Annotated in this window: 10 protein-coding genes; 1 reads left to right on the forward strand and 9 read right to left on the reverse strand. The window is 64.4% G+C overall.

The annotated features are described in order from the left end of the window. Positions 1-11: 11 nt before the first annotated feature. The 9 genes from ACZYSP_RS03075 to ACZYSP_RS03115 all read right to left on the reverse strand — a co-directional run bounded on the left by ACZYSP_RS03075 (position 12) and on the right by ACZYSP_RS03115 (position 12,451). On the reverse strand, positions 12-2,117 hold the full coding sequence (locus ACZYSP_RS03075) for a 3-hydroxyacyl-CoA dehydrogenase NAD-binding domain-containing protein (RefSeq protein ID WP_489012947.1): 2,106 nt from the start codon (positions 2,115-2,117) through the stop codon (positions 12-14). A gap of 148 nt (positions 2,118-2,265) precedes the next feature. After that, positions 2,266-2,961 (reverse strand): ABC transporter ATP-binding protein, encoded by a 696-nt coding sequence (locus tag ACZYSP_RS03080; RefSeq protein ID WP_093056893.1) that lies wholly within the window; start codon positions 2,959-2,961, stop codon positions 2,266-2,268. A 1-nt stretch (position 2,962) separates the two neighbouring features. Further along, a complete protein-coding gene (locus tag ACZYSP_RS03085) occupies positions 2,963-3,733 on the reverse strand; it encodes an ABC transporter ATP-binding protein (RefSeq protein WP_093074023.1) in 771 nt (256 codons plus the stop codon). Next, positions 3,730-5,073, reverse strand: coding sequence for a branched-chain amino acid ABC transporter permease (locus ACZYSP_RS03090; protein WP_093074021.1), 1,344 nt, complete (start codon positions 5,071-5,073; stop codon positions 3,730-3,732). Before ACZYSP_RS03090 ends, ACZYSP_RS03085 begins: the two co-directional genes overlap by 4 nt. 4 nt (positions 5,074-5,077) lie before the next feature. Further along, positions 5,078-6,031, reverse strand: a complete 954-nt coding sequence (locus tag ACZYSP_RS03095; RefSeq protein WP_093056896.1) for a branched-chain amino acid ABC transporter permease — start codon at positions 6,029-6,031, stop codon at positions 5,078-5,080. Between the two features lie 83 nt (positions 6,032-6,114). Further along, positions 6,115-7,356, reverse strand: a complete 1,242-nt coding sequence (locus tag ACZYSP_RS03100; protein WP_093056897.1) for a branched-chain amino acid ABC transporter substrate-binding protein — start codon at positions 7,354-7,356, stop codon at positions 6,115-6,117. 199 nt (positions 7,357-7,555) lie between these two features. Beyond that, on the reverse strand, positions 7,556-8,785 hold the full coding sequence (locus ACZYSP_RS03105; RefSeq protein ID WP_093056898.1) for a branched-chain amino acid ABC transporter substrate-binding protein: 1,230 nt from the start codon (positions 8,783-8,785) through the stop codon (positions 7,556-7,558). A 147-nt stretch (positions 8,786-8,932) separates the two neighbouring features. Further along, entirely contained in the window at positions 8,933-10,576 is a 1,644-nt protein-coding gene (locus ACZYSP_RS03110) for a 3-(methylthio)propionyl-CoA ligase (protein ID WP_489012948.1), read from the reverse strand. A 114-nt stretch (positions 10,577-10,690) separates the two neighbouring features. Further along, positions 10,691-12,451 carry a carboxylesterase/lipase family protein gene (locus tag ACZYSP_RS03115; RefSeq protein ID WP_489013664.1) on the reverse strand — a complete coding sequence of 587 codons (1,761 nt, stop codon included), beginning with the start codon at positions 12,449-12,451 and terminating at the stop codon, positions 10,691-10,693. Between the two features lie 222 nt (positions 12,452-12,673). Between ACZYSP_RS03115 and ACZYSP_RS03120 the strand changes: the two genes are divergently transcribed. Next, positions 12,674-13,753 (forward strand): AraC family transcriptional regulator, encoded by a 1,080-nt coding sequence (locus ACZYSP_RS03120; RefSeq protein WP_093075176.1) that lies wholly within the window; start codon positions 12,674-12,676, stop codon positions 13,751-13,753. The last annotated feature ends 50 nt before the right edge of the window (positions 13,754-13,803 follow it).

A 13,803-nucleotide genomic window follows, 5' to 3' on the forward strand; every position in this document is an offset into this window, starting at 1 on the left:
GCCTTAGTGGATCAGCTGAACTGCTTGCCTTCGGCCACGAGCTTCTGGATCAGCGGTGCGGGCTGCCAGAACGCGCCGTCATCACGCGGGTTCTTGGCAAAGCGCTTCATCGTCTCGGCCACGTTGTACAGGCCGACCTGCGACGCGTAGTGCATCGGGCCGCCGCGCCAGATCGGGAAGCCGTAGCCGGTGAGGTACACCATGTCGATGTCGCCAGACTTCGAGGCAATGCCGTCTTCCAGGATGTGCGCACCTTCATTGACCAGTGCGTACACCAGGCGCTGCACGATCTCTTCATCGGAGATCTTGCGCGGCGTGATGCCAAGCTCTTTGCGGTGGTCCTCGATCATCTTGTTGACGAGTTCCGACGGAATCGCATCGCGCTTGCCGGCCTGGTAGTCGTACCACCCTGCCCCGGTCTTCTGGCCGAAGCGGCCCAGTTCGCAGAGCTTGTCGGCCGTACGGCTGTACTTCATGTCGGCGCGCTCGGTGGCGCGGCGCTTGCGAATGGCCCAGCCGATGTCGTTGCCGGCCAGGTCGCCCATGCGGAACGGGCCCATGGCAAAGCCGAACTTCTCGACGGCCTTGTCGACCTGCTGCGGCGTGGCGCCTTCGTCCAGCAGGAAGCCTGCCTGGCGCGAGTACTGCTCGATCATGCGGTTGCCGATGAAGCCGTCGCACACGCTCGAGACCACCGAGGTCTTCTTGATCTTCTTGCCGATGTCCATGACCGTGGCGAGCACGTCCTTGGCGGTGGCCTTGCCGCGCACCACTTCGAGCAGCTTCATCACGTTGGCGGGGCTGAAGAAGTGCATGCCGACCACGTCCTGCGGACGGTCGGTGAACGAGGCGATCTTGTCGACGTCGAGCGTCGAGGTGTTCGAGGCCAGGATCGCGCCCTTCTTGGCCACGCGGTCGAGTTCCTTGAAGACCTTTTCCTTCACGCCGATTTCTTCGAACACGGCCTCGATGATGAGGTCGGCGTCCTTCAGGTCGTCGTAGCTCAGCGTGGTGCTCAGGAGCGCCATGCGCTGCTCGTACTTGTCCTGCTTGAGCTTGCCCTTCTTGACCTGGGCTTCGTAGTTCTTCTTGATGGTGGCAACGCCGCGGTCGAGCGCTTCCTGCTTCATCTCGAGGATCTTGACGGGGATGCCCGCGTTCAGGAAGTTCATCGAGATGCCGCCACCCATGGTGCCGGCGCCGATCACGCCAACGGCCTTGATCTCGCGCTTGGGCGTGTCTTCGGGCACGTCGGGAATCTTGCTCGCGGCGCGCTCGGCCATGAACAGGTGGCGCAGGGCCAGCGATTCGGGCGTGAACATCAGCGCCGTGAACAGGCGGCGTTCTTCGGCCATGCCTTCGTCGAACTTCAGTTTCGTTGCGGCCTGCACGGCGTCGACACACTTCAGCGGCGCCGGGTAGTTCTTCGACATGCCGCCGACCATGTTCTTGGCGAACTGGAAGTAGGCGTCGCCCTGCGGGTGCTTGCACGGCAGGTTGCGCACCAGCGGCAGCGCTTCACCAGTCTTGCCGGCCACGCTCTTGGCGAAGGCCACGGCTTCTTCGAACACCGATTCGGCCGAGGCAGCCAGCTTGTCGAACAGCTTCTGGCCGGGCAGGCTCGCGAGCAGTTCGCTCTTCACGGGCTCGCCGCTGACGATCATGTTCAGTGCGGTTTCCACGCCGAGCACGCGCGGCAGGCGCTGCGTGCCACCAGCGCCGGGCAGCAGGCCCAGCTTGACTTCAGGCAGTGCCACGCTGGTGCCGGGAGCAGCCACGCGGTAGTGGCAGCCCAGGGCCAGTTCAAGGCCGCCGCCCATGCACACCGAGTGGATGGATGCGACGATGGGCTTGGGAGAGGCTTCGAGCGCGAGGATCACGCTCAGCAGGTTGGGCTCTTGCAGCGCCTTGGGCGTGCCGAACTCCTTGATGTCCGCGCCGCCCGAGAAAGCCTTGCCGGCGCCGGTGATGACGATGGCCTTGACGGCGTCGTCGGCATTGGCCTTCGACAGGCCATCGGTGATGCCGATGCGTGTCGAGAAACCGAGACCGTTGACCGGAGGGTTGGTCAGTGTGATCACGGCGATATCGCCGAGCACTTTGTATTCAGCCGTCATGCTGCGTTCCTTGGTGTGTGAAGAAAAAGAAGAAAAAGCACGAGTGTTCTTTTTCGGGGATTCTAGGCGTTTCGCGTGGCCCAACAATGGCACGCAGTCGCTGGAGAGACAAGGGGATCCGGGGCGTAGCCCGAATCCCCTGGGGGTATCAAACCTCCAACCACTCTTTGCGAGTGGTGGCGTCGGCGCGGAGGCTGTCCGGCGTGCCGTCGAACACGATGCTGCCGTGGCCCATGACGAGCGCGCGGTCTGAAATCTGCATCGCGATGGTGAGCTTCTGTTCGATCAGCAGCACCGAGATGCCCTTGTCCTTCAGCGTGCGCAGGTACTGCCCCACCAGCTCGACGATCTTGGGCGCGAGGCCTTCGGTGGGCTCATCGATGATGATGAGATCGGGGTCGCCCATCAGCGTGCGGCACAGCGTGAGCATCTGCTGCTCGCCGCCCGAGAGCACGCCCGCTTCGGTGTGCTGCCGCTCCTTCAGGCGCGGGAACATGCCGTACATGTCGTCGAACGACCAGCGGCTGCCCTTGCCCGAGCCCTTCTGCCCCAGCAGCAGGTTCTGGTGCACCGTGAGCTTGGGGAAGATGTCGCGGTTCTCTGGCACGTAGCCGATGCCGAAATGGGCGATCTCGTAGGCTTTGCGACGCAGGATGTCCTGCCCCTTCCAGTGCAGGCCGCCCTCGGCATGCACCAGGCCCATGATGGCCTTGGCCGTGGTCGAGCGGCCGGAGCCGTTGCGGCCCAGCAGCGCGACGATTTCGCCGGGGTTCACGTCGAACGAAACGCCGTGCAGCACATGGCTCTTGCCGTAGTAGGCGTGGATGTCTTTGAGCTTCAGCATGTCAGTGTCCCGCCCCTTGTGCATCCGCGACCGACGAGCCGAGGTAGGCCTCCTGCACGCGCGCATTCGCACGAACGGCAGCAGGCGTGTCGAAGGCAATGACTTCGCCATACACCACCACCGCGATCTTGTCGGCCAGCCCGAAGACCACGCCCATGTCGTGCTCCACCGTCAGCAGAGTCTTGCCGACCGTGACGTGCTTGATGAGCGAGATGAAGTGCGAGGTTTCGGTCTTGCTCATGCCCGCCGTGGGCTCATCCAGCAGGATGACGCTGGCGCCGCCCGCAATGGTCACGCCGATTTCCAGCGCGCGCTGCTCGGCGTAAGTGAGGTTCACCGCGTGCACGTCGCGCTTCTTCTCCAGGCCGATCTGCCTGATGAGCTCTTCGGTGCGCTCGTTGGCGTCGTCGAGGTTCGAGAGAAAGCGCAGGAAGGTGTACTTGTAGCCCAGGCTCCACAGCACGCCGCAGCGCAGGTTCTCGAAGACGGTGAGCTTCGGGAAGATGTTGGTGATCTGGAAGCTGCGCGACAGCCCCATGCGGTTGATCTCGTACGGCTTCATGCCGTCGATGCGCTGGCCGTTGAGCAGCACCTCGCCGCTGGTGGGCGTGAGCCGCCCGCTGATCAGGTTGAACAGCGTGGACTTGCCCGCGCCGTTCGGCCCGATGATGGCGATGCGCTCGCCGGCCGTCACGGCCAGATCGACGCCGCGGATGATGTCGGTCTTGCCGAAGCTCTTGCGCAGGTTCTTGAGTTCAAGTGAATAGGTCATGCCGTCTCCCGCCGCTTGATCTCGGCTTCGATTTCTTCCTGTGCATGGCCCCAGACCTTCGCGAAGCGCCGGCGCACCACCTCGAACACGCCCAGGCCCACCGCCAGCAGCGCCACCGCGATGATCCAGCTAGTGGCCGATGAGGTATCGAGCTGCAGGCCCGCGAGCGGCACCACGGGCCCGAGCGCCGCATTCAGCTGCATGTGATAGATCATCTCGACGATGGCGGCAGCGCCCGCGAGCATGATGGCCGCACCGATGAAGAGGCCCACGTAGAGTGCGTAGAAGCGCTTGATCTTGCCGAACAGCGCCACGCGCACGTTCATCATGATCAGGCTGGCCACGCCGCCGGGCGCGAACATCACCATCAGCAGGAACACCAGGCCCACGTACAGCAGCCAGGCCTTGCTGAGCTCGGACAGCAGCACCAGCGCGAACACCAGCAACGCCGCGCCGATGATCGGCCCGAAGAAGAAGGTCGCGCCGCCCAGGAAGGTGAACAGCAGGTAGCTGCCCGAGCGCAGCCCGTTCAGGCTGTCGGCCGCGTTCACGATCTCGAAGTTGATGGCCGCCAGTCCGCCGCCGATGCCCGCGAAGAAGCCCGCGATGATGAAGGCGTAGTAGCGCACGCGCTGCGTGTTGTAGCCGATGAACTCCACGCGCTCCGGGTTGTCGCGCACCGCGTTCAGCATGCGCCCGAGGGGCGTGCCGGTGAAGGCGAACATCAGCCCGGTGCAGATGAAGCAGTACACGGCGATCAGGTAATACACCTGGTTCTGCGGCCCGAAGTTGATGCCGAAGACCGAGGCGCCGTACACGCGGTTGGTGGTGATGCCGCCCTCGCCGCCGAAGAAGCTCGGGAACATCAGCGCCATGGCGGCCACCAGCTCGCCGAGGCCGAGCGTGATCATCGCGAAGGTGGTGCCCGACTTCTTGGTCGACACGTAGCCGAACACCACGGCGAAGAACATGCCGCCCAGGCCACCCACGAGCGGGATGAGCACCAGCGGAATCGGCAGCTTGCCGGCGCTGGCCAGGTTCATCGCGTGGATGGCGATGAACGAGCCCAGGCCCACGTACACCGCATGCCCGAAGCTGAGCATGCCGCCCTGCCCCAGCAGCATGTTGTAGCTCAGGCAGATGATGATGAGGTAGCCGATCTGCGACAGCATGGTGAGAGCCAGGCTGCTGGTGAAGATCATCGGCGCCACGATCAGCAACAGCGCGAAGAAAGACCAGATCAGGATGCGGCCGATGTTCAGCGGCTTGAAGCGGTAGTACTGCGTCGGCGCCTTGTTGGCCGAAGCGGCTGGCGTGGTTGTGGTGGTTGCAGTGTTCATGGCGTCAGTCCTCCCGCGTTCCGAGAAGACCCTTGGGCCTGAAGATGAGAATCAGCACCAGGAACAGATACGGCAGGATCGGTGCCACCTGCGAAATGGTGAGCTTCAGCAGTTCATAGCCGAAGGTCTGGTCGCTCACCGCCACGCCGAGCGCCTGCAGGCCGGTGGCGAGCGACTGGTCCATGGCCACGGCGAAAGTCTGCACCACGCCGATGATCAGCGAGGCCAGGAAGGCGCCTGCCAGCGAGCCCATGCCGCCGACCACCACCACCACGAAGATGATGGAGCCGACCGAACCCGCCATGGCCGGCTCGGTGACGTAGGTGTTGCCGCCGACCACGCCCGCGAGGCCAGCCAGCGCTGCGCCGCCGCCGAACACCAGCATGAACACGCGCGGCACGTTGTGGCCCAGCGCCTCGACCATGTCGGGGTGCTTCAACGCCGCCTGGATGACCAGGCCGATGCGCGTGCGCGTGAGCAGCAGCCACACCGACACCAGCATCAGCACCGCCACCAGCATGATGAACGAGCGCGACTTGGGAAACTGCGTGCCGTAGAGCGAGAAGAGCGGGCCCTGCAGCGCCGACGGCAGGCCGTACGGCACCGTGGAGCGGCCCCACACCAGTTGCACGAGTTCGAGGATCAGGTACGAAAGACCGAAGGTCACCAGCAGCTCGGGCACGTGGCCGAACTTGTGGACCCGGCGCAGGCAGTAGCGCTCGAAGGCCGCGCCCAGCGCGAACACCAAGAGCGGCGCGATGAAGAGCGCCGGCCAGAAACCGACGACGCCCGACAGCGTGTAGGCGAAATAGGCGCCCAGCATGTAGAAGCTGGCGTGCGCGAAATTGAGCACGCCCATCATGCTGAAGATCAGCGTGAGGCCAGAGCTCAGCATGAACAACAGCAAGCCGTAGCTCACGCCGTTGAGCAGCGAGATGACGAAGAATTCGACGTTCATCGGTCTTTCGTGTCAGGTAAAAAAGAAAAAGGCCCGAGTGTTGAAGTCGGGCCTCGACCTGTCAGGTGGCGATCAGACAGCGATCAGGAGGCGCCGCCGGGCCGCTTCATCTGGCAGGAGGTGGGCGTGCTGGCCACGTAGGCGTCGTAGTACTTCACCGGGGCCAGCGTGTAGCCGGTGTTCTCCGGGCTGTACGGGTACTTGGCGCTGGCCTTCTCCCACTTGGCGATGTACAGGCCCTGCTGTGCCTGGTGGTCGGTCTTGCGCAGTTCGATCTCGCCGTTGAAGCTCTTGAACTTCATGCCTTCCATGGCGGCGGCAACCTTGACGGGGTCGGTCGACTTGGTCTTCACGAAGGCTTCGGTCAGCGCCTGGAACACGGTGTAGACGTCGGTGGTGTAGAGGTCGTCGTTGAACTTCTTCTTGAACTCTTCGGCGTACTTCTGCATGTCGCCGCCCATGTTGTAGTGGGCATAGCCGACCTGGTACACCTTGCCGTCGGACGCAGCGCCCATGGCGGTCGGCGTGCCGCTGGTCACGGCGTAGTAGGTGTAGAACTTGACGTTCAGGCCCGAGTCGTTGGCCGACTTGATAAGCAGCGCGAGGTCGGAGCCCCAGTTGCCGGTGATGACGGTGTCGGCGCCCGAGGCCTTGATCTTGGCGATGTACGGCGCGAAGTCGCGCACCTGGGCCAGCGGATGCAGGTCGTCGCCGACGATCTGCACGTCGGGGCGCTTGTTCTTGAGGTTTTCCTTGGCGAACTTGGAGACCTGCTGGCCGTGCGCGTAGTTCTGGTTGAGCAGGTAGACCTTCTTGATTTCCGGCTGGTCCTTCATGTAGGTGGTCAGCGCTTCCATCTTCATCGACGTGTCGGCGTCGAAGCGGTACTGCCAGTAGCTGCACTTGCTGTTGGTCAGGTCGGGGTCGACGGCGGCGTAGTTCAGGTACAGCGCTTCCTTGCCGGGATTGCGCGCGTTGTTCTTCTCGAGCGCGTCGATGATGGCCAGCGCAGGGCCGGAGCCGTTGCCCTGCACGATGTAGCGCGCGCCCTGGTCGAGGGCCGAACGCAGTGCGCTGGTGGTCTCTTGCGGGCTGAGCTTGTTGTCGATGCCGATGATCTCGAACTTCACGCCTGCCGCATTCTTCTTGTTGAACTCTTCGGCAAAGAACTGGAAGGTCTTGAGCTGGTTCGTCCCGACCGCGGCCATGAGGCCCGACAACGGGTCGAGCCATGCGATCTTGACGGTTTCACCCTTCTGGGCAAGGGCGCCGGTGGCGGTTGCCGCGATGACGGCCGCGGTAGCGATTTTCAGAGCGAACTTCAATCTATATCTCCTGGTCAAACCGATTCAAAACGCCGCACGAGAGTACAAGCGTTTGCAGCCCCACTCCTCAGGGAATGCCCGTAAGAGGGGTGCTGCAAAGGCCCGTTTCTATCGCGCATGCGACACCGCGTTTCTCCAATTTGCTACCCGTTGGTAGACAGCTGCTACCAATGGGTAGGAAACGCGTTCACAAAGACGCCTAGGGGCGCTTCATCTGGCACGACGTGGGCGTGCTCGCCACGTACGATTCGTAGTACTTCACGGGAACGTTCGTGTAGCCGGTGTTCTCCGCGTCGTAGGGGTACTTGGCGCTGGCCTTTTCCCAGCGCGAGATGTACAGGCCCTGCTGCAGCTGGTGGTCGGCCTTGCGCATCTCGACCTCGCCGTTGAAGCTCTTGATCTTCATGCCCTCCAGCGCCGCGGCCACCTTGACCGGGTCGGTCGACTTGGTCTTGGCGAAGGCGGCATCGAGCAGTGCGAACACGTGATAGATCGACGACTGCGTGAGGTCGTCATTCATGCGCTTCTTGTAGCCGGCGAGCAGCTGCTGGATTTCTCCGCCCATGTTGTAGTGGGCGTAGGCGACGGTGTAGACCTTGCCGTCGGAAGTGGCGCCCATGGCCGTGGGCGTGCCCGCACCCGGCGCGTAGTAGGTCAGGAACTTGACGTTCAGCCCCGAGTCGTTGGCCGCCTTGATGAGCAGCGACAGGTCGGAGCCCCAGTTGCCGGTGATGACGGTGTCGGCGCCCGAAGCCTTGATCTTTGCGATGTACGGAGAGAAGTCGCGCACCTGCGCGAGCGGATGCAGGTCGTCGCCCACGATCTGGATGTCGGGGCGCTTCACCTTCAGGTCTTCCTTGGCGAACTTGGACACCTGCACGCCGTGGGCGTAGTTCTGGCCGAGGATGTAGACCTTCTTGATGTCAGGCTGGTCCTTCATCCAGGTGGTCAGCGCCTCCATCTTCATGGAGGTGTCGGCGTCCAGCCGGAAGTGCCAGTAGCTGCACTTGCTGTTGGTCAGGTCGGGGTCGACCGCAGCGTAGTTCATGTAGAGCAGCTCCTTGCCCGGATTGCGCGCGTTGTTCTTCTCGACGGCGTCGATGATGGCTAGCGCGGGGCCGGAGCCGTTGCCCTGCATGATGTAGCGCGCGCCCTGGTCTTGCGCGGAACGCAGCGCGGCGGTGGTCTCTTGCGGGCTGAGCTTGTTGTCGAGCGCGATGATCTCGAACTTCACGCCCGACTGGTTCTTCTTGTTGAACTCTTCAGCAAGGAATTGCGTGGTCTTGAGCTGGTTGGTGCCGACCGCGGCCATGAGGCCCGACAGCGGGTCGAGCCAGGCGATCTTGACGGTCTCGCCCTTCTGAGCGAATGCAGCGGCAGCGCTCACCAACATTGCACAGGCAGCTACTGACTTGATAGCAAATTGCATGAAGAGTCTCCAGTGTGAAAGGCGGAATGCCAGCGTACAAGCGCCCTTTTCTTCGCCGCACAGGGAATGCCCGGAAGGAAGGCCGCCGGGGCGGCTTTCCTATCGCGTAGGCGACAGTGCGGGTGGGCTTGGCTCGTGTCCTTGTCTTCAGAGGGTCGGCAGCTTGTAGTCCTTCAGCAGCTCGCGCAGCTTGGTCTTGAGGATCTTTCCGGTGGCGCCGATCGGAATGGCCTCGACGAACACCACGTCGTCCGGGATCTGCCACTTGGCAGTCTTGCCCTCGTAGAACTTCAACAGCTCTTCGCGCGTGACTTCGGCGCCGGGCTTCTTCACGACCGCGATGATCGGCCGCTCGTCCCACTTCGGATGGAACACGCCGATGCACGCGGCCATGGCGATGGCCGGGTGCGCGACGGCGATGTTCTCGATCTCGATGGAGCTGATCCACTCGCCGCCTGACTTGATCACGTCCTTGCTGCGGTCGGTGATCTGCAGATAGCCCTCGGCGTCGATGGTGGCCACGTCGCCGGTGGGGAACCAGCCGCGGTTCTGCTCGTCGGGAATCAGCGGATTGCCGCCCTCGCCCTTGAAGTATTCCTTGACGATCCACGGGCCCTTGACCAGCAGGTCGCCATAGGCCTTGCCGTCCCACGGCAGTTCCTTGCCGTCGCCGTCGATGATCTTCATGTCGACGCCGAAGATGGCGCGGCCCTGCTTCATGCGGATCTGCAGCTGCGCATCGGCCGGCAGCGACAGGTGCTTGTTCTTCAGCGTGCACAGCGTGCCCAGCGGGCTCATCTCGGTCATGCCCCAGGCGTGCAGCACCTCGACGTCGTAGTTCTCCTGGAACGCCTTGATCATGGCCGGCGGGCAGGCCGAACCGCCGATGACGGTGCGGTTGAGCTTGCTGAACTTCAGCCCGTTCGCCTGCATGTGGCCGAGCATCATCTGCCACACGGTGGGCACGCCCGCCGCGAAGGTCACGCCCTCGCCTTCGATCAGCTCGAACACCGACTTGCCGTCCAGCGCCGGGCCGGGGAACACGAGCTTGCAGCCCACCAGCGCCGCCGAGTACGGAATGCCCCAGGCGTTGACGTGGAACATCGGCACCACCGGCAGCACCGAGTCGCGTGCCGACAGGCGCATGACGTCGGGCAAGGCCGCGGCGTAGGCATGCAGCATGGTCGAGCGGTGGCTGTAGAGCGCGGCCTTCGGGTTGCCCGTGGTGCCGCTCGTGTAGCACATGCTCGAGGCGGAGTTCTCGTCGAAGCTGGGCCACTCGTAGTCGGTGGACTGCGCGCCCATCCAGCTTTCGTAGCTCACGAGGTTGGGCACGCCGCTGTCGGCGGGGAGCTTGTCCGCATCACACAGTGCAACCCATTTCCGGATCGTGGGACAGCGCGCATGCACGGCCTGCACCAGCGGCAGGAACGTGAGGTCGAAGCACAGGATCTGGTCTTCGGCATGGTTGGCGATCCACGCGATCTGGTCGGGGTGCAGGCGCGGGTTGATGGTGTGCAGCACGCGGCCGCTGCCGCTCGCACCGTAATACAGCTCCAGGTGGCGATAGCCGTTCCAGGCCAGGGTGGCGATGCGGTCGCTGAACAGCAACTGCTCGCCGTCCAGTGCGTTGGCCACCTGCCTGGCGCGCGATGCGATGTCGCTCCAGGTGCAGCGGTGGATGTCGCCTTCGACACGGCGCGAGACGATCTCGCCGTCGCCGTTGTGGCGCTCGACGAACTCGATCAGCGACGAGATCAAAAGCGGTTGGTCTTGCATCAAACCCAGCATCTACGAACTCCTATGTGAAATGACTTCATGAAAACCTGCGGACAACGGATTCACGCAAGCTTCGGCCACTTCCACAATGACACAAACCCGCACTGCACGATTGAACGAAGCGGCTCATTGCACCGGCGTGATCTTGGCCGCCAGCGGCGTGGCGTCGAGCAGCAATTGCGCGGGCCACGGCGCCCAGGTCGCACCAAGTTCGGGCGTGTTCGGATCTCCCTTGCGCATGAAGGCGCCGATGCTGGCCATGACGGCGTTCGACAGCGCCAGCCGCCCCTTCTCGTTGGCCTTGCCGCCCATGACGTTCGACAGCACCGAGGGACCGAAATTGCCGAACACGAACGGCAGGTCGAAGGCGTGCGAGGCGCCATACACGTCATTCCACGGCGCCGCTTCCTGCGACCAGTCGAGACGGTAGTGCCAGATGTTCGACTGGCGCGTCTTCATCGTGTCGAGCAGGTTGCTGCGGTTGGCCTCGAACAGCCCCTTCGTGACGAGCGCGGTGGCTGCGTTGTAGCCGGTGCCGGGCTTGTCTACCGGAAGGTAGAACGGGTCGATGATGTCGTTCACGGTGAGCGTGGGTGCGGCATCGGGGTCGAAGTTGAACATCAGCGAGAAGCGCTGGGCGTCGTTGACGATCCAGCCCGAGGTCGGAAAGCCGATGGTCCCCAGCAGCGAGGCAAAGAGCTTGCCCTCGTCGCGCGTGTTGCCGGCGAGCATGGGCACCTTCACGTACTGGTCGGCCGCGATGGCGCCGATGGGGTCGGTCGGGATCACGGTGCCATCTGGAATGGGCCCGACCGAGCCCAGCCCCGCGGCGACCACGGTGCCCAGCATCTTGCCGCCGTCCTGCGCGCGCAGGTACTCGGCGATCTGGGCCGGTGTGCGGGTGGCGATGTAGGCCTTGGCAGCGGTCGCGTCGGCGGCGGTGCCGTCTGCTACGAGCAGCTTCTCCAGGATGGCCGCGCCCTGCGCGAGCGAGGTCGAGGCCGGCGACAGCGAAGGCAGCGTACCGGGCGGCAGGTTGCTCGCGAGCGAAATGCCGCCGCTCATCTCGAAGGCCTTGTGGAACAGGCCCTTGGCCATCGGCGAGGTCATGACCGACAGCAGGTTGGTGGCGCCGGCCGACTCGCCCGACAGCGTGACGTTGCCCGGATCGCCGCCGAAGTTGGCAACGTTGTTCTGGATGAACCGTAGCGCCGCCATGTTGTCGAGCAGCGCGAAGTTGCCGGAGTCGTCGCCCGCGGTGCCGCCCGGCTTCAGCTGCGGCATGTTGAGAAAGCCCAGGATGCCGAGGCGGTAGCTGGCGGTGATGACCACCGCGTTGGCGGCCTTCGCCAGTTTTGCGCCGTCGTACAGCGGGTCGGCCGTGTAGCCCGAGATATTGCTGCCGCCATGCACGAACAGCAGCACGGGCAGGTTCTTCTCGTCCGTCGCCGGTCGCCAGATGTTGACGAACAGGCAGTCTTCGCTGCCGACCGGCTTGCCGAGGTTGGTGCCGACGGTGGCGTCGTATGTGTTGTTGAGGCCGGGGCTGAAGATGCGGCCGATCTGCAGGCAGGCATTGCCGAACTTGGTTGTCTGGCGAATATCGCTCCAGGCTTCGGGCGCGACCGGTGCGCGCCAGCGCAGCGCGCCTACGGGCGGCTGGGCGAACGGGACGCCCTTCCAGTAGTAGGTGCCCGAGCTGGCGCCGTCGTCCACGCCTTCGATCTTGCCGGCCGTGGTCTGGCGCACCATCGGGCCGTCGGCTGGAGGCGGAGCCGGGGGCGCTGGCGCCGGTGGGGGCGCACTCGGCAGGAAGGTGAAGCCGGACGAACCGGATGAACCGCCTCCGCAGGCCGAGAGGGCCGCAAGGGCCGCCGCTGCCGCCATGGTGGCGATGGCCTTGCCCACCGCCGTTTTTCTTGCTGCACCCTGGTTTTGTGCCGTTGTCTCTGTCTTCATGTTTTTGTCTCCACACCGGGTTAATCGGAATTCCTGGCCTGGTGCGCGGCACCCATACTCCGGGCCGCCGAGCACGCAAAAAATTCTAGAAACCGGCATCGTTTTCACCGCTATCGCAAGGAAGCCAAACGAATGACTTCAGGAGCCTCCCTGTCGCACCGCCAACGCGGGCCGCAGCGACGGGCCGGCAGCATGCCGCAGCCGGAGCTGCGCACCAGCTCGGCCGCGTGGCTAGAGGGCGTGCTGTCGATGTTCGAGGCCGAGGGGCTGGACGTGCCTTCGCTGTTGCGCGATGCCGGCTTCGACCCCGATTCACTGCACCGCCAGAACACGCGCATCCCGGTCGACGAGATCTCGGTCCTTTGGCAGCTCGCGGTAGCGCGCGCCGGCAAGCCCACGCTGGGCCTTCACCGCGACCTGGCCGCCACGCACAGCAAGCTGGGCACGGTCGGTCACGCGATGGCCTGCAGCCCAGACCTGGGCGCTGCGCTCACACGGCTGACGCGCTACATGGCGGTGATCTCGGACGCGACCGCCTTCTCGATGCACCCCGAGCCGCGCGGCTGCTGGATGGTGATGGAGCACACCGGCGGCAGCCTGCCGATTCCGCGCCAGCGCGTCGAATACGCCCTGCTGACCGTGTTCATGCAGTGCCAGTGGCTCACGCGGCGCGAGCTGCAGCCGCTGGCCATGGAGTTCGTGTACCCCGCGCCGGCCAACGACCGGCTGCACCGCGAGGCCTTCGGCTGCGAAGTGCGCTTCAACGCCGTCGCCAACCGGCTGCTGCTGTCGACGGCCGATATGACGATGCCGCTGCCCACCTTCCACCCGGTGCTCGGCGAGATGCAGGAGCACCTGCTCGACGATCAACTCAATCTGCTGGGCCAGACCACCACCAGCAGCCTGGTGTGCGCCGAAATCGCACGCCGGCTCCAGCACGGCGAGCCGCGCCGCCAGGACGTGGCCTCGGGCCTGGGACTGGCCGAGCGCACGCTGCAGCGGCGGCTGCAGGAAGAGTCTGTGTCGTTCCAGGGTTTGCTAGACCGCACCCGCCGAGAGCTCGCGCAGCAGTACCTGGCGGAAGACCGCCACACGCTGACCGACGTGGCTGACATGCTGGGCTTCGTGGACACCAGCAACTTCTTTCGCGCCTGCAAGCGCTGGTTCGGCGTGCCGCCGGCGCAGTACCGGGCTCGCATCTGGGACAGCCCCGCGCCGCTAGCCGCCTGAACTCGTGCAACGGGCCTCGATGGCCCGCTTGGCAAGGGGTTACGCGCTGT

It is taken from the genome of Variovorax sp. F042 (genome assembly GCF_057814215.1).